Source organism: Leucobacter komagatae, from assembly GCF_006716085.1.
GTDB lineage: Bacteria > Actinomycetota > Actinomycetes > Actinomycetales > Microbacteriaceae > Leucobacter > Leucobacter komagatae.
Map to the genome: position 1 here is coordinate 424,495 of NZ_VFON01000001.1, position 26,033 is coordinate 450,527.

A 26,033-nucleotide genomic window follows, 5' to 3' on the forward strand; every position below is an offset into this window, starting at 1 on the left:
ACGGCTCGCAGCGCGTGCCACGAGACGGAAGGCCACTACCGCATGGGTATTTTCGAGGCGATCATCCTCGGCATCGTTCAGGGGCTCACTGAGTTTCTGCCGGTTTCTTCGAGCGCACACCTCCGGGTGACGAGCGAGCTGCTCGGCATCGGTGACGCCGGTGCGGCGTTCACCGCGATCACGCAGATCGGAACCGAGGCGGCGGTCATTGTGTTCTTCTGGCGCGACATCGTGCGGATCATCGGTAGGTGGTTCAAGTCGCTGTCCGGGAAGACCGTGCCGCGCAACGATCCCGACGCGAAGATGGGCTGGTGGATCATTCTCGGCACTATCCCGATTGTCGTGCTCGGGCTGCTGTTCCAGGATTCGATCGAGACGACGCTCCGGTCGCTCTGGTTCACCGCGATCTCGCTGATCGTGTTCGGTCTGCTGCTTGGCGTCGCCGACCGGGTCGGTCAGAAGGTGCGACCCATCGAGAAGCTCACGTGGAAGCACGGCCTGATCTACGGGTTCGCCCAGGCGGCCGCGCTGATTCCCGGCGTCTCGCGTTCCGGTGGCACGATCACCGCGGGCCTCTTCATGGGCTACAAGCGCGAGGCGGCTGCGCGCTACTCCTTCCTGCTCGCGATTCCCGCCGTGCTCGGCTCTGGCTTCTACCAGGTGTTCAAGGTGATCAAGGCGCCCGAGACGCAGACCCCCTGGAGCATGACGATCATCGCCACGGTCGTTGCTTTTGCGATCGCCCTTGTAGTGATCGGCTTCTTCATGCGCTACATCTCCAAGCGCAGCTTTATGCCGTTCGTCATCTACCGCGTGCTCATCGGTGTCGTCATCATCGTGCTGCTCGTCACCGGCGTACTCACCCCGGGCGGCGAGGTCCCTGCAATCGCGTTCCAGGACGGTGCGCAGTGAGAACCTGGACCCCTCCGGTAATCCCGGAGCTCCCCGGTGCCGGCGAGGCTCCCAAGCTCTTCAACACGGCAAAGGGCCGGCTCGAGCACCCCGCGATTCAAGACGACCGAGCGACACTCTACGTCTGTGGGCTCACGCCGTACGACGCCACCCACATCGGGCACGCCTTCACGTATCTGACGTTCGACATCATGCAGCGCGCCTGGCGCGACGCCGGCATCGAGACGGTCTACGCCCAAAACATCACCGATATCGATGACCCGCTGCTCGAGCGCGCGAACGCCACGGGCGTTGACTGGCGCGGCCTCGCTGACGAGCAGATCGGGCTCTACCGCTCTGACATGCATCGCATGGGCATGATCCCGCCCGACCACTTCGTCGCGGTCACCGAGGCGATCGACGAGATCGCTGGCGGCGTCGAAGAACTCATCGACCTCGGCTACGCCTACACCGTGCCGACGCCGGAGTCTGAGGCAGGCGACGACATCTACTTCGACGTGCGCGGCGCGCAGCGGCAGTCACAGTGGCGGCTTGGCGACGTCGCGCCGTACGAGCGCGCTCTGCTTGAGACCCTGAGCGCCGAGCGCGGCGGCGACCCCGAACGCGAGGGCAAGCGCGACGTGCTTGATCCGCTGCTCTGGCGCTCAGCTCGCGTGGGGGAGCCGAGCTGGGAGTCGGTCGTGGGTGAGGGGCGACCCGGCTGGCACATCGAGTGCGCCGTGATCGCCAGGCAGGCGCTCGGCGAGCTGTTCACGGTGCAGGGCGGCGGTCACGACCTTGTGTTCCCGCACCACGAGTTCACCGCTGCACACGTGACCGCGATCTCGGGCAAGCCGCTCGCGCACGCCTTCTGCCATGCGGCACTCGTGTCGTACGACGGGCACAAGATGTCGAAGTCGCGCGGCAACCTCGTTTTCGTGTCGAAGCTGCTCGACGGTACCCACGCTGGGCACCCCGTTGACCCCTCAGCGATCAGGCTCGCGCTCCTCGCGAACCACTACCGCACCGAGTGGGAGTGGTTCGACAGCGACCTTGAGCGTGCGGAGCGCAGGCTCGCAGCGTGGCGCGAGGGCCTCGATCGCACGACCGCCGAGCCGGTCTCCGCCTCCGCTGTGCTGCAGCAGTTGCGCGCTGCGCTCGCGAACGACCTCGACACCCCGGTCATGCTGGCGACGCTCGACGCTGCCCTCGCCGCAGGGGTCGACGACCCGTGCCTCGTCGCGCACGCCGTGCAGGCGCTGCTCGGCGTCAAGCTGCAGCCCGAGGAATAGACCCCTGGCACGGAACACACCAGCACAGAACACCTCGGCCCCGATCGCGAGATCGGGGCCGAGGTTTTCCTGAGAGCTAGCGCTGTAGCGCTACCGTTGCTGCTCGCCGGGATCCGGATCCTGACCGGGCTGGTCGCTCTGCTCGCTGCCTTGCCCGAGCTCGCTGCTCTCTCCGAGCTCGCCGGCCGCGCCGTCTTCGCGGATCGTGCCGGCCGCGCCACGCGAGTCGCGCTCAAGGAACTTCTCGAACTCTGCCGCGAGGGCATCGCCCGTCGTCTCCGCAGCGAGCGCCTCGTCGCGCGCGTCTTCGAGGCTGCGGATGTACCGCGTCATATCGTCATCGTTCTCGGCGATGCGGTTGATGTTCGATTCCCAGTCGGTCGCCTGCGCGAAGAGCTCGCCGCGCGGGATGACGATGTCGAGCAGCTCTTCGAGCTTGTCGAGGATCGCGAGCGTCGCCTTGGGCGATGGCGCCGAGTGGACGTAGTGCGGCACCTGCACCCACAGGGCGAGGCTGTCGATCGTTGCGGTCTCGAGCGCCATCTCGATCGCGGTGACGATGCCGACGGGGCCCTCGTAGTCGCTTCGCTCGGCGCCGTAGCGCTCGCGGAGCTCCGGGCTCTCCGCGCTCACGCTCGTGATGATGGGGCGCGAGTGGGGCGCGTCGGAGTACATCGAGCCGAGGAGCACGACCAGGTCGACGCCCCACACCTCGGCGAGCTCGACGATCTCGTCTGCGAAGTTCTCCCAGTCGCGGCCCGGCTCGTAGCCGGGGAGGAAGAAGAGGTCGTGGACGGGGGTGCCGTCGATGCGGGTGATCGCGTCGGCCTCGCCCGCGTCGACGTCGGTTGGGGCGGGAAGGCCCGGCCGATGCACGGTGCCGTACAGTCGGGTGTCGGGCCAGTCGATCGTGCGCTTCCCGTCCTCGTCGCGATACATGCGGGGCCGCTGCAACTGCAGGTCGACGAACCCCTCGCCCCCGATCACGTGCAGCAACTCGGCCTTCTGCAGCTTGATGAGGTGCTGCAGCGCCTCCGACGTGGCATCGCCCGCGTCGCTCCAGCCCTGGAACGCGGCGATGAGCACGCGCGGTGCGGTTTCAGAGGGAGTCGAATCATTCACAGCACCCAGACTATCTCTCGCCCGCGGCGCCGCCGATCTGTGGCCGCCAGGTAGGATTAGCTAAATGACGACCGCGACGCCTGTCGGCCGCCCAGCAGCCGCACTCTGGGACATGGATGGCACGATCATCGACTCCGAACCGCTGTGGATCAAAGCAGAGATCGCGATGCTTGAGCGGTACGGGCTCGCGTTCCCGAAAGGGATGGAGACGCAGCTCGTCGGCCTCGGGCTGACGACCGCAGCCACCCACTTCCAGAAGCTCGGGGTGCCGCTCTCGACAGACGAGATTATCGACGAGTGGTCGCGCTCGCTCGTCGCGGGGCTCGCCGTTGAGCGGCCGCGCTGGATGCCTGGCGCGACCGAGCTGCTTGCGGAGTTTGCAGAGCGCGGCGTACCGAACGTGCTCGTGACGATGTCGGTGCGCCGAATCGCCGACGCGGTTGTGGCGCTGCTGCCCGAGGGCACGTTTTCGGCCGTGATCGCGGGCGACGAGGTCGAGCACGAGAAGCCGCACCCCGACCCCTACCTGAGGGGAGCCGCAGCCGTTGGGGCTGCCGCCCGCGACTGCATCGCGTTTGAGGACTCGCGGCCGGGCGCCACTTCCGCCGTCGACGCCGGCGCCGTCGTCATCGCAACCCCCGGCCTTGTCCCGCTCGACGCCGGGCTCGCACACGAGACCCGCACGACGCTCGCGGGTTTCGACGCCGACGCGGCGTTCGCGCTCTGGGCGCAGCACCGCACACCATCATCTGAGGAGAACACGTTGACATCAGCCGAGGCCGCCCCCGCGCAGGCAACCCCCGCCCTCCGCGGCCCGTTCCGTTTCGGCGACCGCGTCCAGCTCACCGGCCCGAAGGGGCGGATGAACACGATCACGCTTGAAGCTGGGGGCGAGTTCCACAGCCACAAGGGCATGATCCGACACGATGACATCGTTGGTGTACCCGACGCTTCGGTCATCGCGAACAACAGCGGCGAGGAGTACCTCGCTCTCCGGCCGCTCCTGTCTGACTTCGTGATGTCGATGCCCCGCGGCGCGGCGATCGTCTACCCGAAGGACGCCGCTCAGATCGTGTCGCTCGCTGACATCTTCCCCGGCGCTCGCGTTGTCGAGGCCGGGGTCGGGTCGGGCGCCCTGTCGCTGCACCTGCTGCGCGCCGTCGGGCCCGAGGGTGAGGTGCACTCGTTCGAGCGGCGCGAGGAGTTCGCTGAGATCGCTCGCGCAAACGCGCGCGCGTACGCCGGTGAGGATCCCGCGAACTGGACGGTTCGCGTCGGCGACTTGCAGGAAGCGCTGCCGGCCGCGCTCGAGGCCGGGTCCGTTGACCGGGTGGTGCTCGACATGCTCGCCCCGTGGGAGTGCGTCGGGGTCACCGCCGAGGCGCTGTCACCCGGCGGCGTCGTCATCTGTTATGTCGCGACGGTGACGCAGCTCTCGCGCACGGTCGAGGAACTGCGGCGCTCTGGAATGTTCACGCACCCGCAGGCGTCGGAGACGATGGTGCGCGGCTGGCACGTTGAAGGGCTCGCCGTGCGGCCCGACCACCGCATGGTCGGCCACACCGGCTTCCTGGTCACCGCGCGCAAGCTCGCGCCGGGAACGAACCTTCCGAGCCTCAAGCGGCGGGCGTCGAAGAGCGACTTCACCGACGCCGATATGGCGAGCTGGCTCCCCGACATGGGTGAGGACGGCGACGCCGCGGCGTGGAGCGAGGAGAGCGTCGGCCAGCTCGTGAAGAGCGACAAGATCCTCCGCAAGAAAGCACGTGAGGCGCAGCGCATCGCCGAGCACCGCATAGGCGGGGCCGATGCGGGGGGCGCAGTCGACCAGACTGACACCCCGGCCGCCGAGTAGCCGCGGCCCGCCCCAACCCAGATCCCCAGCGCGCACCCGGTAGGATGGCCAGGTTCGCATTCGACGCACTCGAGAGGTGTTCCATGCTTCGTCGCATCGCCCCAGCGGTTCTCACCGTTGCAGTTTCCGCAGCCGTTCTCACGGGCTGCAGCTCGACCGGCCCGGTTGAGGTGAACCGCGGCGACTGCGCCCCGATGCTCGGTGCCGGCGCGCTGAGCGACGGCGTCGTCGTGCTCGGCGGTTTCGGAACCGCGCCCGAGGTGTCGATCTCGAAGCAGACCGAGATCACGACGTCGCAGCGGTCGATTGTCGACAGTTCCGGAGTGAAGGCCGGAGCGAAGGTCGCGGGGAACGGGAGCATCGCCTCGGTGAACTTCGCGTTCTACGACCAGGGCACGGGCGAGAAGCTCTTCGAGAGCGCTGGCTTTGGCGGCCAGAACACCACCAAGGAGTTCTTCATGGTCTCGGAAGAGACGATGAACCCGCTCACCGCGGCAGTTCAGTGCGCAGCACCAGGCGAGCGCGTCGTTCTCGCGCTGAGCCCGCAGGACGCGCTGCCGCTGCGCCAGGACCTTGGCGGAACGCCTGAATCGGCCCTCGTGGCTGTCATGGACGTTGAAGGCGTATCTGGCCTCAAGGCCTCGGGCAAGAAGCGGGGGCTCCCCAATGGGTTCCCCGCGGTCGTGACCGACGAGAATGGCGTGCCCGGCGTCGTTCTGCCGCCCCGCGACGCTCCCGTCGGCCTCACGACCGGTGTGCGCATCGAAGGCAGCGGGGAGAAGGTCACCGCTGAGAACCGCGTGCTCGTACAGACGCTCGTGGTGAGCTGGGACGGCTCCGTGCTTACAAACACCTGGGCAGGCACTGGCCCCCAGCTGCTGCCGAAGCAGGCCGAGTCCGAGGCACAGGGCCTGGCCTTCCGCGGCGAGCTCAACGGCAAGAAGGTCGGCTCGCAGGTCGTCATCACCGAGGGCGGCGACAACGCTCGCGTTATCGTGCTCGACATCATTGCAGCGGGCTAGCTCAGGGCGAGAATGGCCCGGTCGAAGGTCCCCAGCGAAGAGCGGGTCTTTAGCCTCGTCCTCGCGCTCGTCGCGAGCGCCGGAGGCCTGACGAAGCACGAGCTGCTGTCGTCGGTGTACGGCTACTCCGATCGCTACCGCGACGACTCGCAGCGAGCCTCGCTCGAGCGGCAGTTCGAACGCGACAAGGAGCAGCTGCGGCTGCTCGGGATCCCTGTCGAGACAATCGATTCGCCCGGCGAACCCGGGAACAACCAGCTCACGCGCTACCGGATCTCGAAGGCGGAACTTGAGGTGCCCGAGGGGCTCTCGTTCAGCGACCGTGAGCTCATGATGCTGCGCATGGCGGTGCTCGCGTGGCGTGAGGGGAGCCTCACCGACGAGGCGCGCCGCGCCGCGATGAAGCTTGAATCTCTCGGCGGCGGGCGCGACCCGCTGAGCCTCGGCGTGAACGCTGGCTTCGGCACGTCAGAGCCGTCGGCCCCGGCGCTGCTCACCGCAATCGAGGCGGAGCAGCTCGCGGAGTTCGACTACCAGATGCCTGGGCGCGACGCGCCCCTCGCGCGCCGCGTCTACCCGCTGCAGCTGCGCAGGTTTGAGGGCCGCTGGCACCTCATCGCGTTTGATGTCGACCGTGACGCCACCCGCGTCTTCCTGCTTGCCCGAATCTCGGGGCCGGTGCGCTGCCGCGCCGCACTCGCGAACGAACCGGGGCGGCCGGCGGAGCCGGCGATCCTGATCGAGCGCGCCGTCACTGAGATGCGCGAGATCCAGGAGCGCACCCGCGTGCGCGTGCGCGTTCGGCCACGATCGCGTGCTGACGCGCGCTTCTCGCGAGGCGCCCGCGTGCTCGAGGAGAGCGCGGGCGCGCGCGTGCTCGAGTTCGGCTCGGTCGACACCGTCGAGCTCGCCGCGATCGTCGCGAGCTACGGCGCCGACGCCGTGGCGCTTGAACCGAAGGACTTCCGCGCGCGTGTCGTCGAGCTACTGCGCTCGGTCGACAGGGCGCACGCGGGCGCCGCGCTCGGGGAGGGTCAGCTCTGATGGCCAAGTCACTGCTCGCGAGCGACAGGGTGCTGCTGCTCCTCGCGCTCGTGCCGTACCTGCGCGAGCACGGGCCGACGCCCATCGCCGAGCTTGGGCGCACGTTCGATGTCGAGCCGCGCGTGCTGCGCAGACTCATCTCGTTCCTCGGGACTGCGGGTATTCCGGGGGAGACGCTGTCGTACCAGCACAACGACCTCTTCGACATTGACTGGGACGAGTTTGAGGAGCGCGACACCGTCTCGCTCACGCACACCGTCGCCATCGACGAGACACCGCGCTTTACTGGCGCTGAGACGGCGGCGCTCCTTGCCGGCCTTGCCGCGCTCCGGCCGCTCCTGAACGAGTCCGACGCGATCGTCGCCTCGGCGCTTGGGGAGCGGCTCGGGAGTGTAATGGGCGCGACCACCGTGCCGTCGGTCGCGGTGAGTCAGGCTGACAGCGAAGGCGGCCTCTCGCTGCTCGTCGGCGCGATCGAGCGCGGCCAGGCCGTCAGGTTCCGCTACCTCGACGCGGCTGGGAACGAGAGCGAACGCACCGTGCGCCCCGAGGCCCTCGATGAGCGCGAGGGCGTCTGGTACCTGCACGGGTTCAACGTCGAGCGCGGCGCCGCGCGCACGTTTAGTGTCGCGCAGATGAGCGGGATCGAGGAGGTAGCGGGCGAGGCGGCCGGTGCGGCTGGCGGCACCGGTGCCGTCGGTGCTGCTGAGCCGCGTGTCGGCACCGAGATCCTCGCCATTGTTCCCCTGCGCCTGCTGCCCGCGATTCGGGGGTTCGCCCCCGAGGAGGTCGCGAAGCCCGAGCGCGCCGTTCCCGCGGGCTGCACCCTCGTGCGCTTTGAGGCGTGGCACGCCGGCGCGGCGGTGCGTCTCGCGCAGCACGGGCCCGGCGAAATCGAGATCGTGTCGCCGCCCGCGGCCCGCGCCGCGGTGAGCGAATGGGCCGAGGCCGCGCTCTTCGCATACGGCGAGTAGCGCGGCAGCACGCAGTCCGGAAACGATACACTTGCGCCATGGTGAAAGAGGCACGCGAGCCGCGTAACAGGGAGGGGCGAATGAGCCTCGGCGAACACCTCGTCGAACTCCGCAAGCGCCTCATGTACGCGGCACTCGGGCTCGTGGTCGGCCTCGTCGCCGGCTTCTTCCTTGTCGACTGGGTCTGGGACATGCTGCGCGAGCCGATCAACGCGCTACAACTGCAGGGACGCAACGCGACGCTCACCTACGGCACGATCACCGAGGCGTTCGACCTGCGCATTCAGATCGCGCTGTTCATTGCCGTGATTATCACGGCACCGGTCTGGCTCTATCAGGTGTGGGCCTTCCTCGCACCCGGGCTCACCCGCAAAGAGAAACTGTACGGCGTCGGCTTTCTCGCGGCCGCCGTGCCCCTCTTCCTGGCCGGCGTGTTCGCGGCCTGGTCCGTGCTGCCGAACATCGTGCGTCTGATGTCGACGTTCCAGCCGTCAGAGGACGCGTTCTTCCTGAGCGCCAGGCTCTACCTCGACTTCGCGGTGAAACTCATGCTCGCCGTTGGCGTCGGCTTCGTCATGCCGGTCGTGCTCGTGATGCTGAACTTCGTCGGCATCATTCGCGGCAAGACGATCCTGAAGGGGTGGCGCGTCGCGATCCTGATCATCGTGCTCTTCGCCGCGCTCACGACCCCGGCCGCCGACCTCTGGAGCATGTTCCTCCTCGCAGCTCCCATGGTGCTGCTGTTCTTCATCGCGGTCGGGATTGCGCTCCTGCACGACCGCCGCGTCGACAAGCGGCGCGCGGCCGAGTTCGCGGAGTACGGGATCGACATGAGCGAACCCGACCTCAGTGAGTTCGATGATGACGCCGAGAGTGGCAAGGCACGACCGACCCGGGGCAAGCCCCGAGAAACGAATAGCGACGCGTGAACGAGACCGCCCTTGCGCACTTTGAGTCGCGCCTCGAGTACCCGCTCGACCCGTTCCAACGAAACGCCTGCGAGCGACTTGAGGCCGGGCGCAGCGTGCTCGTCGCGGTGCCAACGGGCTCGGGCAAGACGACTGTCGCCGAGTTCGCCGTGTACCTCGCGCGGCGCGAGCGCGACGCCAAGATCTTCTACACCGCACCCATCAAGGCGCTGTCGAACCAGAAGTTTCACGAGCTCTGTGAAGAGTACGGGGAGGACGAGGTCGGGCTGCTCACGGGTGACGTGAACATCCGCGGGAATGCCCCGATCGTCGTGATGACTACCGAGGTGCTGCGCAACATGATTTACGCAGACTCAGACACGCTCGCAGACCTCGCGTTCGTCGTGCTCGACGAGGTGCACTACCTGGGAGACAGGTTCCGGGGCGCGGTCTGGGAAGAGATCATCCTGCACCTGCCGAAGAGTGTGCGACTCGTGTCGCTCTCGGCGACGGTGTCGAACGCTGAGGAGTTCGGCGACTGGATGCACGCCGTGCGCGGCGAAACCGACGTCGTGCTCTCGGAGAACCGGCCCGTGCCGCTGTACCAGCACGTGCTTACCCCGAAGGAGCTGCTGCCGCTCTTCGTCGATCGCGACGGCGAGCTCGCGCGTTCGGGCAAAGTGAACCCCGAGCTGCGCATGCTCGGAAACCGCGGCCGTGGCGGCGGCGGGGGCCGCGGGGGAGACCGCCGTCGCTCCCGGGGAGGGCCGCCGCAGCGGCGCACGCGTAGGATCTCGCGGGCTGACATCGCGCGCGCCCTCGACGAGACCCGGTTGCTCCCCGCAATCGTGTTCATCTTTAGCCGGAACGGCTGCGACCAGGCCGTGCGGCAGTGCCTCTACGAGGGGATCGCCCTCACGAACCGCGAGGAGCGCGAGGAGATTCGCCGCGTCGCGAACGGACTGCTCGCGACGCTGAGCGACGAGGATCGCCGGGTGCTTGAGACGCGTGAGTGGCTCGCGGGGCTCGAACGCGGCGTTGCCGCGCATCACGCGGGTCTGCTGCCGGGCTTCAAAGCGGTCGTGGAGCAGCTGTTCCAGCGGCGGCTCGTGAAGCTCGTGTTCGCGACGGAGACCCTCGCCCTCGGCATCAACATGCCCGCACGGGCGGTGGTCATTGAGCGGCTCGACAAGTTCAACGGTGAGCAGCGTGTGCCGCTCACCTCGGGTGAGTTCACCCAGCTCACGGGTCGCGCGGGCCGGCGCGGTATCGACGTTGAGGGCCACTCGGTGGTCGTGTGGAGCGACGGGGTCGACGTCGAAGAGCTCTCGCAGCTCGCCGGCACCCGCTCGTTCCCCGTGCGCTCAACGTTTAGGCCGACGGCGAACATGGCCGTCAACCTGTTGCAGCGCCTGAGCTACGACCAGGCCCGTGACACACTCGAACTCTCGTTCGCCCAGTTCCAGGCAGACAGGGCCGTCGTCGACCAGGCGCGCGAACTCCAGGCCGCGCAGTCTTCGCTCAAGGGCTACGAAGCCGCCGCCGCGCGTGCGCACGGCTCGGATAAGAAGCGCTGGGAGGATCGGGCGCGCAAGCTTCGCCGCCAGCTTGAGCGGGGCAGGCGCCAGGTTGCGAACCGCACCGGCACGATCGCGCGCACCTTTGAGCGGGTCGTGGAAGAGCTCCTTGAGCTCGGCTATCTCGAGGGCGACACCCGGCGGGGCGAACTCGTGGTCGCCCCCTACGGCGAGATGCTGCGCCGCATCTACGGCGACCGCGACCTTCTCGTTGCCGAGTGCATCCGCGATGATCTGTGGCGGGGCCTCGACGCGCACGGCCTGGCGGCCATGTGCTGCGCGCTGAGTTACGAACCGCGCCGCGATGACGAGGGCGGAGAACGTGGGCCGGGCGGCAAGTTTGCGCAGGCCTTCGACAGGGTGCTCGATCGCTGGGTCGCGCTCGACGACCTCGCTGAGCGGTACCGCCTGCCCCGCGCCGAGATGCCGCACGCTGGCCTCGCGGGCGCCATGTGGGACTGGGCGAAGGGTGCGACGCTTGAGCGGGTGCTCGAGTCGAGCGGTATCGGTGCGGGCGACTTCGTGCGCTGGGCGAAACAGACGATCGACATGCTCGACCAGGTGTCGCAGGCCTGCGAGGTTGCGCTCGCGCACCCCGACCTTGAGCACGAGTCGGCACGGTTTGCCCTGCTCGCCGGGTTCGCGCGAGACGCGAAGCGCTCGGTGAAGCGCGGCATCGTCGAAACGTCGAGCTCGTCGTGACCGCGCCCGCCCCTCGCCGCCTTCCGTGGTGGGCCGCGGTGCCCGCCGCGGGCCTCGGCGGCTTCCTGTTCGACCTCGCGAACCCCGGCGTTGCCGCCTGGCCGCTGGTCTTCCTCGCGGTGCCCCTCATGCTCGCGAGCTGGTGGCAACAGCGGCAGGGCGTCGCCCTGCTTGCCGGGCTCGCTGCGGGTGCGGGGTTCTGGCTCGCGCACCTGAGCTGGCTCACCCTCTACCTCGGGCCCGTACCCTGGCTCGGGCTCGCCACGGTGATGACCGCCTGGTTCGTGCTGCAGGGCTCGGCAACCGCCGTCGCTACGTCGGGCATCGCGCGCCTCGGGATGCGGCGGGTCGCATCGCTCGGTCGCTTCGCCAGCGCGTGGATCGTGCTCGCGCAGTCGCTTGCCGCGACGGGCGTCTGGGTGCTTCGCGAGGGCGTGCAGGGGAGCTGGCCGTACGGCGGGTTCCCGTGGGGGCGCGTGGCCCACGTGTTCGCCGAGACCCCGTTCGGTGCCCTCGCCTCATGGTTCGGCTTCGCGGGGCTCAGCGGGCTCATCGTGTTCGCGATGGCTGTTGTGATTGGCGCGTTCGGGCAGGCACCGTCGCAGGCACGGCTGCAGGCGCCCGCCTTCCGGCGGACAGCCGTGCGCGGATGCGCAGCGGCGGTTACCGTCGCGGGGGTGCTCACGGGGCTGAGCTTTGCGCCCCCCGCGCTGCTCGGGCAGACAGGTAGCCTGCGAGTCGGAGCGGTGCAGGGCAACTCGAAGTCAGGGATCTTTGACGACCGCGAGTCGGGCGACGTCTACGCCGACCACGTCCGCGCCACCGAGGAGATGCTCGATGAGCTCGAAGCCTCGGGGGACAGCGTCGACGTGATCGTGTGGCCTGAGAACTCCGCGGAGTTCGGGCTCACCGACAACCCGCTGCGCGGAAGAGAGGTAGCCCTCCTATCGAAGCGGGCCGGCGCGCCGATCGTCGCCGGATCCGTGCTCGCCAACGACGACGGCACCTACACGAACAGCTCGGTCGTGTGGGGCCCTGAGGGGCTCGTCGAGTCGGCGGCCGGCGCGCGCTACGACAAGCGGTTCCCCGTGCCGTTCGCCGAGTACATGCCGAACCGAGACTTTTTCCACGCGCTCGCGCCCGAGCTCGTCGACCTCGTGCAGCTCGAATATGAGCCCGGCGAGTACGAGCCGGTGCACGGCTTTGAAGCGCTCGGGCGTGAGGTTGTCGCAGGTGTCGCGATCTGTTTCGACATCATCTTCGATGACCAGGCCGAGCGGATGGCAGATGATGGCGCCGAGGTGATCTTCGCGCCGACGAACAACGCAGACTTTGGGCGCACCGACGAGAGCGTCCAGCAACTGCAGATCGCTCGCCTGCGGGCGATCGAGTCGGGCCGGGCGCTCGTGAACATCTCGACGGTGGGCACGAGCCGGATCATCGCGCCAGACGGCAGCGACATCGCCGGGCTCGAACCGTTCACTCGCGATGCGATGGTCGCTTCGGTTCCGCTCGTTGAGGGGAAGACGCCGGCGCTGCGGTTTGGGGCCGGGATTGCGTTCGCGTGGATGGCGCTCGGTGTCGCTGGAATCGCGGCCGGGGTGCTGGGCAGGCAGCGCCGAACACGCTAGCACGTCGAGGCCGTGGCCTGACGCCTACGAGTCGGTCGTGCCGCGCCTCGCACGGAGCAGCTTCAGTCGCTCCGCGAGCAGCTCCTCAAGCTCCTCGCGGGTACGCCGCTCGATGAGCATGTCCCACGGGGTGCGCTGCGCAGACTCCTTCGCCTCAAGCTCGGCACGGGCGGTGCGGCCGGCTTCGTCGTCGAGAAACCCGATCTCGCCGCTGCGCTGGTCGACCCACTCTGGCGGCGGCTCGGCGTCAGCGTCAAACAAGACGGAGAACGCCACGCCCTTATCGGTGATGTACTCGACTCTGCGCCTGGCTGACAGCTCGACGCCTGTCTCGCCCTGCAAGCTTGTCGAACCAATGCGTGAGCCCTTGAGTGTTCGATCGGCCATTGAAGCCTCCCTCGCCTTCGGCGGCGCTGGGTGAGTGTGTGGGGGTGACTCTGCCGCCGACTTCTTCGCAGCGTATCGCGATTTCGTCGCCGAGTACACCCTCTTTCGCTGAACGCGAGTTTGCGCTGGGGCCTCGGGACGCCGCGAAGGTCGCGCCCCCGCGCGAGGCATACTCGCCGCACCGGCCTCGTGGACTACGCTTGGTGACGTTCAAATACCAATCGACTCGCACCCTGAGGGAATCACACTGTGACTGAGACCGTAGCCACTCCACCGCTTGCAGCCAAGAGCCTTGAAGGCCGTCGGGCACTCGTGACGGGATCTTCCCGCGGTGTCGGCGCCGACACTGTTCGCTACTTCGCCGAGGCAGGTGCCGACGTCGTCGTGAACTTCCGCAACAAGGCTCCCCGCGCTGAGAAGCTCGGCGAGCAGCTCCGCGAGCTCGGCGTCCGCGCACTCGTGCAGGGTGCGGACCTCACCGACCAGGCCTCGGTTGACGGCATGATGGAGGCGATCCGTGCCGAGTACGGCGGGCTCGACATCCTCGTGCTCAACGCCTCGGGCGGGATGGAGTCGGGCATGGCCGAGGACTACGCGCTTCAGCTCAACCGCGACGCTCAGCTGCGGGTGCTCGACGCGGCGCTGCCCCTCATGGGAGAGGGCTCGCGCGTCGTCTTCGTGACGAGCCACCAGGCGCACTTCATTCGGACGACGCCGACCATGCCCGAGTACGAAGCGGTAGCGCTGTCGAAGCGCGCGGGTGAGGATGCGCTGCGTGAGCGCATCCCCGCGCTTGCCGAGCGCGGCGTCGAGTTCGTTGTTGTCTCTGGCGACATGATCGAGGGGACCGTTACTGCGACCCTGCTCAACCGCATGAACCCGGGCGCGATCGAGGAGCGCCGCGAGCAGGCGGGCAAGCTGTACAACGTGGCCGAGTTCGCCGCCGAGGTCGCGCGCGCCGCGGTCGACGAGGTGCCGGCAGACAACACCCGCCTTGTCGGAGACGTCTCGAGCTTCGGGGCCTAGTCCGGCCGGTTCGCGGCCGATCGGCCGCAACCCCTGCGATCTGCCGTAGGTATCCCAGCGCCAAGCGTGTGGGTGATACCTACGGCAGATCGCATTTCTATTGCTGGTGGCGGGTGGGTGCTGGTGCTGGGGCCGGGCGGACAGGGGCGCGGGGCGGCCGGCTCCTGTGTGATGTTCGACTTCCGGGCGCCTTGGGCGAAGAATCTGCGGAAGCAGGATGGCAACCTCGGGCAAGTTTGCAGAAACGTCGACTTTGGATTGTGTCTGCCGAATAAACGAGTGCTACATTCGTACCCCCGCGGTTGCTGCGGCAACACAGCAGCCGCTCCGACCGGGTCACCGACGTCCCGCCGAGAGAGAGGACGTCGATGGCGCTATCGATGGATTCCACACGCAGCACCCCGCCCGCGACAGGCCTGTACGACCCGCGCGAGGAACACGACGCCTGCGGCCTCGCCTCAGTCATCTCACTTGGTGGCGACCCGAACCACGACATCGTGCGGCTTGCGCTCGGCGCGCTCGAGAACCTTGAGCATAGGGGAGCGGTCGGCTCAGACGCTGGAACAGGCGATGGTGCGGGGATCCTGACCGAGATTCCGCACCGCCTGATCCGCGCGAAGTTCGCCGATGCGGGGGTCGCGGCCCCCGCCCCGGGCCAGTACGCGGCCGGGCTCGCGTTCCTTCCCCAGCAGTCGACGGCGCGCCGCGCCGCGCGGTACCGTATCGAGCGGATCGCCGAAACCGAGGGCCTCACGGTGCTCGCGTGGCTGCCGGTTCCAGTGTCGGAGCAGGTGCTCGGCACGAGCGCCCGCGACGCCGCGCCGGTCATCGAGCTGCTCGTCGCCAGCCCGACCGGTGCGCCCGCGGACACGCAGCAGCTTGAGCGACGCGCGTTCCGTGCCCGGAAGCGGATTCAGCACGAGACCGGGTGCTACCTGCCGTCACTCTCGGCGCGCACCATCGTCTACAAGGGAATGGTGACGACGCTGCAGCTCCCCGGGTTCTACGACGACCTCGGTGACACGCGCTTTGAGACCCGGTTCGCCATCGTGCACTCGCGCTACTCGACGAACACGTTTCCCTCGTGGCACCTCGCGCAGCCGCTCAGGCTCGTCGCGCACAACGGCGAGATCAACACGGTGCGTGGCAATCGGAATTGGATGCGTGCGAGGGAAGCCCAGCTCGAGTCGGTGGCACTCGGCGACCTCACGCCGCTCCTCCCAATCTGTTCGCCTGGCGGCAGCGACTCCGCGAGCTTCGACGAGGTGCTTGAGCTGCTCGTCATGAGCGGCCGGTCGCTGCCGCACGCGCTCGCGATGATGGTGCCGGAGGCGTGGGAGTCGAACATCGACCTCGACCCCGAGCTTGCTGACTTCCTCGAGTACCATTCGCTTGTGATGGAGCCCTGGGATGGGCCTGCGGCGATGATCGCGACCGACGGCACCGACATCGTCGCGCTGCTCGACAGAAACGGGCTGCGGCCCGGGCGGTTCACCGTCACGCGTGACGGCCTGCTCATCATCGCGAGCGAGGCGGGCGTGCTCGACCTTGAACCCGGAAGGGTGGTTCGCCGGGGTAGGCTTCGCCCCGGCCGGATGCTCGCGGTCAACGTCGCGACGGGCGAGGTGCGCGACGACGCTGAGGTGAAAGCCGAGTTAGCCGCGCTCGCGCCGTGGGGTGAGTGGCTCGAATCGGGTCGAATCAGGCTCGCTGACGAGCCCGACCGAGAGCCGCTTGTGCACCCCTCGGCCTCGGTCGCGAGGCGCCAGCGCACGTTCGGCTACACGGAGGAGGAGCTGCGGCTCATCCTCGCCCCGATGGCCGAGACGGGCGCCGAGCCGCTGTCGGCAATGGGCTCAGACACCCCCATCGCGGTGCTCGCTGAGCGGCCGCGGCACGTTCACGACTACTTCGTGCAGCAGTTCGCGCAGGTGACGAACCCGCCGCTTGACGCGCTGCGCGAGGAACTGGTGACGAGCCTGCGCACCGGGATCGGCCCGCAACAGAACCTCCTCACGCAGTCAGCCGCGCACGCCCGGCAGGTCATCCTCGACTTCCCGGTGATCGACAACGATGCGCTCGCGCGCATTCAGCACTTCGGTACGGATGTCGAGCGTGAGCGTGCGGTCACGATCCGAGGGCTCTACCCCGTCGACTTCGGCGCGGCGGGGCTGAGCGACCGCCTCGAAGCCATGTGCTGGGAGGCGAGCGCGGCGATCGCTGCGGGGGCCGAGTTCATCATTCTCTCGGACCGCGACTCGAATAAGGATCTCGCGCCGGTACCCACCCTCCTCGCGGTTTCGGCGGTGCACCACCACCTCATCCGGGAGGGAGAACGGATGCGTGTCGCGCTCATCGCCGAGGCGGGTGACGTGCGCGAGGTGCACCACGTTGCAACGCTCGTCGGGTACGGCGCGGCGGCCGTCAACCCGTATCTCGCGATGGAGAGCGTCAGTCTGCTCGTCCGCGACGGGACGATCGCCGGGGTGACCGAGGAGCAGGCCACCGCCAGGCTCATCACGGCCCTGGGCAAGGGCCTCCTCAAAGTCATGAGCAAGATGGGTATCTCCACCGTGTCGTCGTACTGCGGCGCGCAAACCTTCGAAGCGATTGGGCTGTCGAGCGAGATCATTGACAGGTTCTTTACCGGCACGGCCTCCAAACTCGGCGGGGTCGGGCTCGACGTGCTCGCGGCCGAGGTCGCGACCCGGCACCGGGCAGCGTACCCCGACGACACGGCCCCGCTCGCGCACAAGCGCCTCGAGAGCGGCGGCGAGTACCGCTGGCGCCGCGGCGAAGAGCCGCACCTCTTCGACCCCGAGACGATCTTCAAGCTGCAGCACGCGACCCGCACCGGCAAGCGCGAGATCTTTGCCGAGTACACGTCGCGGGTGAACGAGCAGCAGGAGCGTCTCATGACGCTCCGCGGGCTCTTCCGGTTCTCACCGCAGCGCGGGCCGGTACCTGTCGAAAGCGTCGAACCCGTCTCAGAGATCGTGAAGCGGTTCGCGACCGGAGCGATGAGCTACGGCTCGATCTCGCCCGAGGCCCACGAGACACTCGCGATCGCGATGAACCGGCTCGGCGGCCGCTCGAACACAGGCGAGGGCGGCGAGGCCGAGGAGCGTTTGCTCGACCCCGAGCGGCGCTCGGCGATCAAGCAGGTCGCCTCGGGGCGGTTCGGCGTGACGAGCATGTACCTGACCCACGCCGACGAGATCCAGATCAAGCTCGCCCAGGGCGCGAAGCCCGGCGAGGGCGGGCAACTCCCGCCCGGGAAGATGTACCCGTGGATCGCGCGCACCAGGCACGCGACGCCCGGAGTTGGGCTCATCTCGCCTCCGCCGCACCACGATATTTACTCGATTGAGGACTTGAAGCAGCTCATCTTTGATCTCAAGCGGGCGAACCCTGACGCGCGGATCTCGACGAAGCTCGTCGCGCAGAGCGGCATCGGGCCGGTCGCGGCCGGGGTCGCGAAGGCGCTCTCAGACGTGATCCTCGTCTCCGGGCACGACGGTGGCACCGGGGCGAGCCCGATGAACTCGCTCAAACACGCGGGGTCACCGTGGGAGCTCGGGCTCGCCGAGGTCCAGCAGACGCTCATGCTCAACGGGCTCCGGGAGCGCGTCGTCGTGCAGGCCGACGGGCAGCTGAAAACCGGGCGTGATGTCGTCATCGCGGCGCTTCTCGGCGCCGAGGAGTTCGGTTTCGCGACGGCGCCGCTCGTCGTCTCCGGCTGCATCATGATGCGGGTGTGCCACCTCGACACGTGCCCCGTCGGCGTTGCTACGCAGAACCCCGAGCTGCGCGAGCGGTTCACGGGGCAGGCCGAACACATCGTGAACTTTTTCACGTTCATCGCGGAGGAGGTCCGCGAAATCCTTGCGAGCCTCGGCTACCGCACCCTCGACGAGGCCGTCGGCGACACCGCATCGCTCGACGTCGACGAGGCGGTGCGGCACTGGAAGGCCGAGGGGCTCGACCTCACGGGAGTGCTTCGCGGGCCCGAGTTCCCGGTCGGATCCCCGCGTAGGAGCGGCGTGGAGCAGGATCACGGACTCGGCGATCACTTCGACACTCGGCTCATCGCGCTCGCGGGGGACGCGCTCGACCGCGCGGAACCGGTCGTGATCGACCTGCCGATCGGAAACGGCGACCGCGCCGTCGGAACGATGCTTGGGCACGCTGTGACGACAAGGTACGGGGCCGGTGGGCTCGCGCCCGAGACGATCGACGTGACGCTCACGGGCTCAGCCGGCCAGTCGCTCGGCGCGTTTCTCCCCGCGGGAGTCACACTTCGCCTCACGGGCGAAGCGAACGACTACGTCGGGAAGGGGCTCTCAGGCGGCGAGATCGTGATCAGGCCGCACCCGATCGCTGCCGAACACGCCATCCCTGCCGAACACGCAGGGCAGGCGAGCGCGCACTACCTGGATAGCGAGGTGCTCGCCGGCAACGTGATCGGCTACGGCGCGACCGGCGGTGCACTGTGGATTGCGGGGGCCGTTGGCGAGCGCTTCCTCGTGCGCGGCTCAGGCGCGACCGCGGTTGTCGAGGGCGTTGGTGATCACGCGCTGGAGTACTTCACCGGAGGCCTCGCACTCATCCTCGGGCCCACCGGCCGAAACCTTGGGGCGGGCATGTCTGGCGGCGAAGCCGTGATCCTCGACCTTGACCCGAGCGCGGTAAACGCGGCCGAGGTGGCCTCGGGGGCCCTGCGGTTGGAACGGTTCGCACCCGGTTCCGGCCCCGACTCCGACGGAGCGGAAAGCGAGGGCGGGGCCCGCATTACCGCGCTGCTGCGGCGGCACGTTGAGCAAACCGGATCGGCCGTTGCCGCGGGGCTCCTCGATCAGTTCGCCGCAGATCCGAGCGCGGCGCTTGGCCGCTTCACGCGACTGATCCCGCGCGGGTACGAGCGTGTCTTGAGCATTCGTGAGCGGGCAGTCGCGGCCGGGCAAGACCCGGACGGCGGGACCGTCTGGACAGAGATATTGGAGGCGACACATGGTTGATTCACGCGGATTTCTGACGGTGCGCGAACGCGAGCTCGCCCCCAAGCGCCCGGTTGCGCTGCGCCTGCTCGACTGGCGAGAAGTCGTCGAGGCGGCCGACGGGGCGATGGTTGCCCGGCAGGCCTCGCGCTGCATGGACTGCGGGGTGGCGTTCTGCCACCAGGGGTGCCCACTCGGCAACCTGATTCCGGAGTGGAACGACCTCGTGCACCGCGGGCGCGGGCGTGAAGCGATCGAGCGGCTGCACGCGACGAACAACTTTCCCGAGTTCACGGGCCGCGCTTGCCCCGCGCCGTGCGAGTCGGCCTGCGTGCTCGGCATTAACCAGCCCGCCGTCACGATCAAGCAGATCGAGAACAGCATTATCGACCGCGCCTTCGAGGAAGGCTGGGTCGTTCCTCAGCCGCCATCGAGGCTCACCGGGAAGACTGTCGCGGTCGTCGGATCGGGCCCCGCCGGGCTCGCTGCTGCGCAGCAGCTCACCAGGGCAGGGCACACGGTCGCCGTCTACGAGCGCGACGAGGAGCCCGGCGGGCTGCTGCGATTCGGGATCCCAGACTTCAAACTCGAGAAGTCGCTCGTGGCGCGGCGCGTTGAGCAGCTGCGAGCCGAGGGCACGCGATTCCGCTGCGGCGTGGAGATCGGGCGCGACATGTCGTGGCGGGAACTGCGTCGGCGGTTCGACGCGGTCGTTGTCGCGACGGGGGCCTCTGTGCCACGCGATCTCGCGCTCCCGGGGCGAGAGCTCGCGGGCATCGCGCCCGCAATGGCCTACCTCACTGCCGCGAACCGCGGCGCAGAAGCGGGTGAGGAGCTCCATGCCGCGGGCAAGCACGTCGTTGTCATCGGCGGCGGCGATACCGGCGCCGACTGCGTCGGCACCGCGCACCGTCAGGGGGCGTTGAGTGTCACGAGCCTCGCGATCGGACGTAGGCCGGGAACGCTCAGGCCGACCGGTCAGCCCTGGCCGACGCACCCGACCCTGTTCGAGGTGTCGAGCTCGCACGAGGAGGGCGGCGAGCGGAGCTACCTTGCCTCGACCGTCGAATTTCGTGGCGACGGGAACCGCGTGACCGGGCTCTGCGTGGCGGAGACCGGCTTCACCGAGCGCGGCCGCGAGCCGATCGCCGGCACTGAGCGGGTCATCGCTGCCGACCTCGTGCTCATAGCGATGGGCTTCGCCGGGCCGGAGAGCGTGGCGGACGCTGGGCTCGCTCGCACGGGCGGTGCCAATGCGGGTGACCCCGGTGGGCCGGGTGGCTCCGGTAGTCAAGGTGGTTCCGGCGGATTCGAGCGGACGCGTGACTTCGCGGTCGCCGAGCCTGGGGTATTTGTTGCCGGTGACGCGGGGCGCGGCCAGTCGCTCATCGTCTGGGCCATTGCTGAGGGGCGCTCGGCCGCGGCGTCGGTCGACCGTTTCCTCATGGGCTCCACGACCCTTCCCAGCCCCGTCGGCGCTGACGACCGCGCGTTCTCCTAGCGCCCTCGCACGATCGCGGCGGCGGCACCCGGGCGTTCGCTGAGGGCGTGGCGCCCGGGTGCGGGCCGCACAGAGGTCGCGGGTCTATCCTCGAATCAGGAGCAACAGTTGCGCGAGGGAAGGACTCGGATATGACGTCGACAGTGGTGTTTGGTGGCTCGGGCTACGCTGGCTCACACATCGTTGAGGCGGCCGCGGTGCGGGGTCTGCCTGTGACGAGCATGACCCGGCGAGAGTCCGCGACGCAGATCGCAGGAGCCACGTACAGGACCGGCTCGATCCTTGACGCTGCTGACCGCGCAGCCGCGCTCGCGGGCGCGGAGGTCGTCATCGTTGCGGTGTCGCCGCGCGGGGATATGGCGGGCCAGGTGCGGCCCGCGATCGCCGCGCTGGCCACCGAGGCCGCGGCTGCGGGAGTGCGGCTCGGAGTGATCGGCGGGGCTGGTTCGCTCCTTGAAGTCCCCGGCGGCCGCATGCTGTTCGAGACGCCGGAGTTCGGCGACGACTATCGCGCCGAGGCTCGCGAAATGGCCGAGGTGCTCGGCGACCTCCGCTCGCGGTCGGACGGCCTCGACTGGTTCTTCGTGAGCCCGGCGGGCGACTTCGGGCCGTGGGCGGCCGGCGAGTACCGCGGGGAGTACCGCGTGGGTGGCGACGTGCCACTCACGGACGCCGACGGCATCTCGGCAATCGGTGGGGCAGACTTCGGCGTTGCAATTGTCGACGAAATCGAGGATCACGCGCACGAGCGCGAGCGTTTCACCGTCGCGTACTGAGCGGGGGTGCCCGCTGGGGCCGGTACGCTGATCTGGTGAATGCAGAACTCATCAGCAAGCTCGGTGACGACCTGCGCCGGGCGGGCTACTCGCTCGCGGCGCTCGAGACCCTTTGGGGGAGGACCGCTGAGGGTGCCCGTCGCCGCGGCGTGTTTGCCCCCGCGCGACGCGTCCTCGCTCAGCAGGAGCCGAGCGCCCTCTCGACGCTCGGCGAGATGTTCCTGCTCGGCGCCGCTGTCTCGGCAGACCGCCTCGCAGCGGCCCTGCCCACGCTCGGGGCGGCCGGCGCGACTGAGCTCGGGCTCGTTGCGGCGGCTGACACCGACGGCGCGCCGGGCTCGTTTCGCGCAGCGCTCTCGCTCAACCCCGTCGCGCTCGACCCGGGCGAGGGCGCGAGGGAGTGGTGGATCCTCTCTGACCTCGACGACGAACTGCGGCGAGGGCCGGCGCGGCCCGACCACGTGATGGGCGTCGGCGGGGCGACCCGCACTCTGCTGGCCCAGGTACCCCCGGTTCCTGGGGCGACGGCGCTCGACCTCGGTACCGGCTGCGGCATCGCGGCGCTGCGCCTGGTTGAACTCGGTGTGCCACGGGTCGTGGCCACGGACATCTCCGAGCGTGCGCTCACCCTGGCGCGCGCAAACGCTGCGCTCAACGGCCTCGCTGGCCGCATCGACTTCCGGCTCGGCGATCTGTTCGAGCCTGTGTCAGGCGAGACGTTCTCGCTCATTGTGACGAACCCGCCGTTCGTCATCACGCCGAGGGACGGCGACGGCGGCGTGACGTACGAGTACCGGGACGGCGGCATGACGGGCGACGAGCTCGCCGCGAAGGTGATTCGCGAGGCCCCGCGGCACCTCGACGCGGGTGGCTCGCTCGTCTGCCTCGCGAACTGGGAGACCGAGTGGGGCGGCCACGGGCTCGAACGCGTGCGCGGGTGGGTGCGCGACGGCGCCGAGCGCGCGGGTTCCGCCCTCGACGCCTGGGTGATCGAGCGCGACAGGGTCGACACCGTCCAGTACGCCGAGACCTGGGCACGAGACGGGGGAGCGCGGCCCGGCAATGTCGCCTTCGATGCGCTCCTCGAGTCCTGGCTTGACGACTTTGGTGCGCGCCACATTGTGAGCGTCGGGCTTGGGGCGATACACGTCCGCCGACGTGCAGAGGACCCAACCGATGGCCTCAGCGCTGTCGATTCCTCGGTCATCCATGTCGATCAGGCGACAGGGGCACTGGCCGCCGAGCGGCTCGGCGAGAGCCTGCACCTGGCGTTCCTCGCGGGCGTCGCGGCCGAGCGAGCGAGCGCCGCCCACGTGCTCGACACGCGCTGGGTGCGCGCTTCTGAGGTTGTTGAGGAGCGGATCCACACGCCCGGCGAGGAATCCCCGAGCGCGATCACGCTCGTGACGGATCGCCCCATCGCGCGTCGCGTCGCCGCAGACACGCTGCTCGCCGCCGCTGTCGGGGCGTGCGACGGCGACCTCACGCTACGGCAGATCTCTGACGCGCTCGCGACCCTGCTCGAGGTTGACCCGGTGGCTGCGGGTGAGGCGCTCGTCGCCGGTGTGCGCGAGCTTGCCTGGCTCGGCATGATCGCGCCGGAAGGGCACGCCCTCGCTTAGCCCAGCAGCCCCACCAAGCCGCGCACGAGCGAGGCCAGGGCCCCCGCGCACGCGAGGATGACGACGAACCGTCTGACCTGCGTCGGGGTGACGAGGCGAAGGAGCCGCTCACCGGCGGCAATACCGATGAGGATCGCGGCGAGCAAGAGCAGCCAGAACCACCAGGCGGCGCTCGGGAATTCGGCAGCGCTCAGCGCAAGCTTCGACGACAGCGCCGCCGCGCCCGTCAGCACGAAGTACGGCTGCATGGTCGCGGTGAAGGAGAGCTGCGGCCACCGCGTCAACACCGCGTAGGCGCTCACCGCGGGGCCGCCGACGCCGGCGAGCGAGTTCGTGAGGCCGGAGAGGAAGCCGGCGGCGACCCTCGGGCCCCGCGCTTCGATGGTGAACCGATCACCTCGCAGCAGCGCCGAGAGTCCGAGTGCCGCGAGCACAATCGCGCCGACCGCCACGCCCATAACATCGGGGGAGAGGAGCTGCGCGAGCCAGGCCCCGAGCACCGCGCCGACGACGGCGCAGGCTCCAAGCCAGCGGAACAGTGACCAGTTCACCTGGCGCCACACGCGCGGGATGATGAGTCCGCTCGACACGATGCTCAACACATTGACGAGCAGCACGCCCGAGTGTGCCCCGAGCATGAGGGTCATGAGCGGCGAGACCAGCAGCGCGAACCCGAGGCCGGCCATCCGCTGTGCGGTGGCGCCGACAACGGTGACGAGCACGACGAGCGCACCGAGTGTGAGGCTCATCGGCCCGGCTCCGTGGGGTGCGGCGAGTGGAGCGGTGGCCTGTGGCGAGCGTCAGTGGTCGGCAGTGTTTCCATCCCTCCCATTGTCCCACCCCGGGGCCGGCGCTCGGGTCGCTTCCGCGCTCGGTAAGATAGATGCGTGATGCGAACCACCGATCTCCGCGGCCGCGAGCTCTCCCGTGGCGACCTTCTTTCCCTGGTGCCCCGCGCCGCGCTCGGCGCGAATGTCGCTGTCGAGCGGGTGCGCCCCCTCGTCGACGACGTCGCCGCCCGTGGCGAGTCCGCGCTGCGCGAGCAGGCGCTGCAGTTCGACGGCGTTGAGGGGCACGCGCTGCGCGTGCCCGCTGAGCTCGTTGCCGGATCCCTCGCCGACTGCCCGGCCGACGTACGCGAGGCGCTCACCGAGCTCATCGCGCGACTCAGGCTTGGCTCGGCCGCCCAGGTCCCGGCCGAGCGCGTGACCGAGATCGGCGCTGGCGCGCGGATCACGCAGCGGTGGCAGCCCGTCTCGCGCGTCGGGCTGTACGCTCCGGGCGGGAAGGCAGCTTACCCGTCGTCGGTCATTATGAACGCGGTGTCGGCTCAGGTCGCCGGCGTGCCAAGCCTCGCGCTCGCTTCGCCAGCGCAGCAGGATAACGGCGGGCTGCCGCACCAGGCTGTGCTCTGGGCGGCCGCGCTGTGCGGCATCGACGAGGTGTATGCGATTGGCGGCGCGGGCGCGATCGCCGCCTTCGCACACGGCGTCCACGAGATCGGGCTCGAACCCGTCGACGTCGTGACGGGGCCCGGGAACGTGTTCGTCGCGGCAGCGAAGCGCGTCGTGAGTGGCAAGGTCGGCATCGACTCCGAGGCTGGCACGACCGAGATCCTCGTTATCGCGGATGGCTCTGCAGACCCGCGCTTTGTCGCGGCCGACCTCATCAGCCAGGCGGAGCACGATGAGGCCGCGGCCTCCGTGCTCGTAACCGATTCCGAGGAGTTCGCTGCCCGGGTACTCGCCGAGGTGGGCGAGCGGGCCCCAAAGACCCAGCACGCAGATCGCGTTCGCGCCGCGCTCGAGGGCCCCCAATCGGCCGTGATCCTTGTCAGCGACCTCGAGACGGCCGCGCGCGTATCGAACGCCTACGGGCCCGAGCACCTCGAGATCCAGACCCGCGACGACGAGGGCGTGCTCGCCGCGATTACCGACGCGGGCGCGATCTTCGTCGGCAGCTACACGCCCGTCAGCCTCGGCGACTACCTCGCCGGCTCGAACCACGTGCTCCCGACCGGCGGCACGGCGCGATTCGCGGCTGGCCTCGGAGCGCATACATTCTTGCGCCCGCAGCAAATCATCCACTATGACCTCGAGGCCCTCGCAGCGACCGAGGCGCCGCTACTCGCGCTCGCCCGGGCCGAGGGGCTGCCCGCCCACGGCGAGGCCGTGAGCGCCCGCTTTGAACAGGAAGGCATCTGATGCACTGCCCCTTCTGCCGCCACTCCGACAGCCGGGTCATCGACTCGCGCACGGCTGACGACGGCATGTCGATCAGGCGGCGACGTCAGTGCCCCGAGTGCGGCAAGCGGTTCACCACCACCGAGACCGCCAGCCTCACCGTGATCAAGCGCTCGGGCGTTGTCGAACCGTTCAGCCGCGAGAAGGTCATGGTCGGCGTGCGAAAGGCCTGCCAGGGGCGGCCCGTCACCGAGGCTGATCTCGCACTGCTCGCCCAGCGGGTCGAGGAGTCGCTGCGGCTCACGGGCGTCGCCCAGTTCGAGACGAACGACATCGGCGTCGCGATCCTCCCGCACCTCCGGGAACTCGACGAGGTCGCCTACCTGCGGTTCGCTAGCGTTTACCAGTCGTTTGATTCGCTCGACGACTTCGAGGCTGCCGTCCGTGACCTGCGCGTGAAGCGCGGTGGATCGGGCGCTCCCGTGTCGGCAAGCAATTCGGCTGCGGCCGACGGAGAGTAGAA

Annotated in this window: 19 protein-coding genes and 1 pseudogene; 17 read left to right on the top strand and 3 right to left on the bottom strand. The window is 69.0% G+C overall.

Annotation, left to right across the window (positions count from 1 at the left end; all coding sequences use genetic code 11):
- The first annotated feature begins 42 nt into the window (after nt 1–42).
- Both FB468_RS01915 and mshC read left to right on the top strand, forming a co-directional pair.
- Nucleotides 43–912, top strand: coding sequence for an undecaprenyl-diphosphate phosphatase (locus FB468_RS01915; protein WP_141885853.1), 870 nt, complete (start codon nt 43–45; stop codon nt 910–912).
- The gene (mshC, locus tag FB468_RS01920; protein WP_141885854.1) at nt 909–2,183 is read left to right on the top strand and encodes a cysteine--1-D-myo-inosityl 2-amino-2-deoxy-alpha-D-glucopyranoside ligase; all 1,275 of its coding nucleotides are present in this window, start codon (nt 909–911) and stop codon (nt 2,181–2,183) included. Before FB468_RS01915 ends, mshC begins: the two co-directional genes overlap by 4 nt.
- Before the next feature lie 90 nt (nt 2,184–2,273).
- Here the strand turns inward: mshC and FB468_RS01925 are convergent, their stop codons facing one another.
- Complete coding sequence (locus tag FB468_RS01925; protein WP_141885855.1) at nt 2,274–3,305, bottom strand: PAC2 family protein; 1,032 nt, start codon at nt 3,303–3,305, stop codon at nt 2,274–2,276.
- A 64-nt stretch (nt 3,306–3,369) separates the two neighbouring features.
- Here FB468_RS01925 and FB468_RS17345 point away from each other — a divergent pair.
- The 8 genes and pseudogenes from FB468_RS17345 to lnt all read left to right on the top strand — a co-directional run.
- Nucleotides 3,370–3,927: pseudogene (locus FB468_RS17345) on the top strand (HAD family hydrolase); the annotation flags it as partial.
- A gap of 141 nt (nt 3,928–4,068) precedes the next feature.
- Complete coding sequence (locus FB468_RS17350) at nt 4,069–5,160, top strand: tRNA (adenine-N1)-methyltransferase (RefSeq protein ID WP_246055925.1); 1,092 nt, start codon at nt 4,069–4,071, stop codon at nt 5,158–5,160.
- Between the two features lie 83 nt (nt 5,161–5,243).
- A complete protein-coding gene (locus tag FB468_RS01935; RefSeq protein WP_141885857.1) occupies nt 5,244–6,182 on the top strand; it encodes a peptidylprolyl isomerase in 939 nt (312 codons plus the stop codon).
- A 12-nt stretch (nt 6,183–6,194) separates the two neighbouring features.
- Nucleotides 6,195–7,226, top strand: a complete 1,032-nt coding sequence (locus FB468_RS01940; protein ID WP_141885858.1) for a helix-turn-helix transcriptional regulator — start codon at nt 6,195–6,197, stop codon at nt 7,224–7,226.
- A complete protein-coding gene (locus tag FB468_RS01945) occupies nt 7,226–8,200 on the top strand; it encodes a helix-turn-helix transcriptional regulator (RefSeq protein ID WP_141885859.1) in 975 nt (324 codons plus the stop codon). Before FB468_RS01940 ends, FB468_RS01945 begins: the two co-directional genes overlap by 1 nt.
- A gap of 38 nt (nt 8,201–8,238) precedes the next feature.
- Nucleotides 8,239–9,129, top strand: coding sequence for a twin-arginine translocase subunit TatC (gene tatC, locus FB468_RS01950; protein ID WP_246055689.1), 891 nt, complete (start codon nt 8,239–8,241; stop codon nt 9,127–9,129).
- Nucleotides 9,126–11,387, top strand: a complete 2,262-nt coding sequence (locus FB468_RS01955) for a DEAD/DEAH box helicase (RefSeq protein ID WP_141885860.1) — start codon at nt 9,126–9,128, stop codon at nt 11,385–11,387. The genes tatC and FB468_RS01955 overlap by 4 nt, the downstream gene beginning before the upstream one ends.
- Nucleotides 11,384–13,018 carry an apolipoprotein N-acyltransferase gene (gene lnt, locus FB468_RS01960; protein WP_141885861.1) on the top strand — a complete coding sequence of 545 codons (1,635 nt, stop codon included), beginning with the start codon at nt 11,384–11,386 and terminating at the stop codon, nt 13,016–13,018. The genes FB468_RS01955 and lnt overlap by 4 nt, the downstream gene beginning before the upstream one ends.
- Nucleotides 13,019–13,042: 24 nt before the next feature.
- On the opposite strand, the gene FB468_RS01965 is transcribed toward lnt, so the two are convergent.
- Nucleotides 13,043–13,405 carry an RNA polymerase-binding protein RbpA gene (locus FB468_RS01965; RefSeq protein WP_141885862.1) on the bottom strand — a complete coding sequence of 121 codons (363 nt, stop codon included), beginning with the start codon at nt 13,403–13,405 and terminating at the stop codon, nt 13,043–13,045.
- A gap of 249 nt (nt 13,406–13,654) precedes the next feature.
- Here FB468_RS01965 and FB468_RS01970 point away from each other — a divergent pair, with 249 nt between their 5' ends.
- The 5 genes from FB468_RS01970 (at nt 13,655) to FB468_RS01990 (ending at nt 23,327) form a co-directional block, all read left to right on the top strand.
- Nucleotides 13,655–14,431, top strand: a complete 777-nt coding sequence (locus FB468_RS01970) for an SDR family oxidoreductase (RefSeq protein ID WP_141885863.1) — start codon at nt 13,655–13,657, stop codon at nt 14,429–14,431.
- Between the two features lie 368 nt (nt 14,432–14,799).
- On the top strand, nt 14,800–19,449 hold the full coding sequence (gene gltB, locus FB468_RS01975) for a glutamate synthase large subunit (protein ID WP_141885864.1): 4,650 nt from the start codon (nt 14,800–14,802) through the stop codon (nt 19,447–19,449).
- Complete coding sequence (locus tag FB468_RS01980) at nt 19,442–20,929, top strand: glutamate synthase subunit beta (protein ID WP_141885865.1); 1,488 nt, start codon at nt 19,442–19,444, stop codon at nt 20,927–20,929. The genes gltB and FB468_RS01980 overlap by 8 nt, the downstream gene beginning before the upstream one ends.
- Before the next feature lie 131 nt (nt 20,930–21,060).
- Complete coding sequence (locus FB468_RS01985) at nt 21,061–21,705, top strand: NAD(P)-dependent oxidoreductase (RefSeq protein WP_141885866.1); 645 nt, start codon at nt 21,061–21,063, stop codon at nt 21,703–21,705.
- A 35-nt stretch (nt 21,706–21,740) separates the two neighbouring features.
- Nucleotides 21,741–23,327, top strand: a complete 1,587-nt coding sequence (locus FB468_RS01990; protein ID WP_141885867.1) for a DUF7059 domain-containing protein — start codon at nt 21,741–21,743, stop codon at nt 23,325–23,327.
- Here the strand turns inward: FB468_RS01990 and FB468_RS01995 are convergent.
- A complete protein-coding gene (locus FB468_RS01995) occupies nt 23,324–24,076 on the bottom strand; it encodes a sulfite exporter TauE/SafE family protein (protein WP_141885868.1) in 753 nt (250 codons plus the stop codon). The genes FB468_RS01990 and FB468_RS01995 overlap by 4 nt on opposite strands.
- Before the next feature lie 141 nt (nt 24,077–24,217).
- Between FB468_RS01995 and hisD the strand changes: the two genes are divergently transcribed.
- Together hisD and nrdR are read left to right on the top strand one after the other, a co-directional pair.
- Complete coding sequence (gene hisD / locus FB468_RS02000; protein ID WP_141888066.1) at nt 24,218–25,531, top strand: histidinol dehydrogenase; 1,314 nt, start codon at nt 24,218–24,220, stop codon at nt 25,529–25,531.
- The gene (gene nrdR, locus FB468_RS02005; RefSeq protein ID WP_141885869.1) at nt 25,531–26,031 is read left to right on the top strand and encodes a transcriptional regulator NrdR; all 501 of its coding nucleotides are present in this window, start codon (nt 25,531–25,533) and stop codon (nt 26,029–26,031) included. Before hisD ends, nrdR begins: the two co-directional genes overlap by 1 nt.
- Nucleotides 26,032–26,033 lie beyond the last annotated feature (2 nt).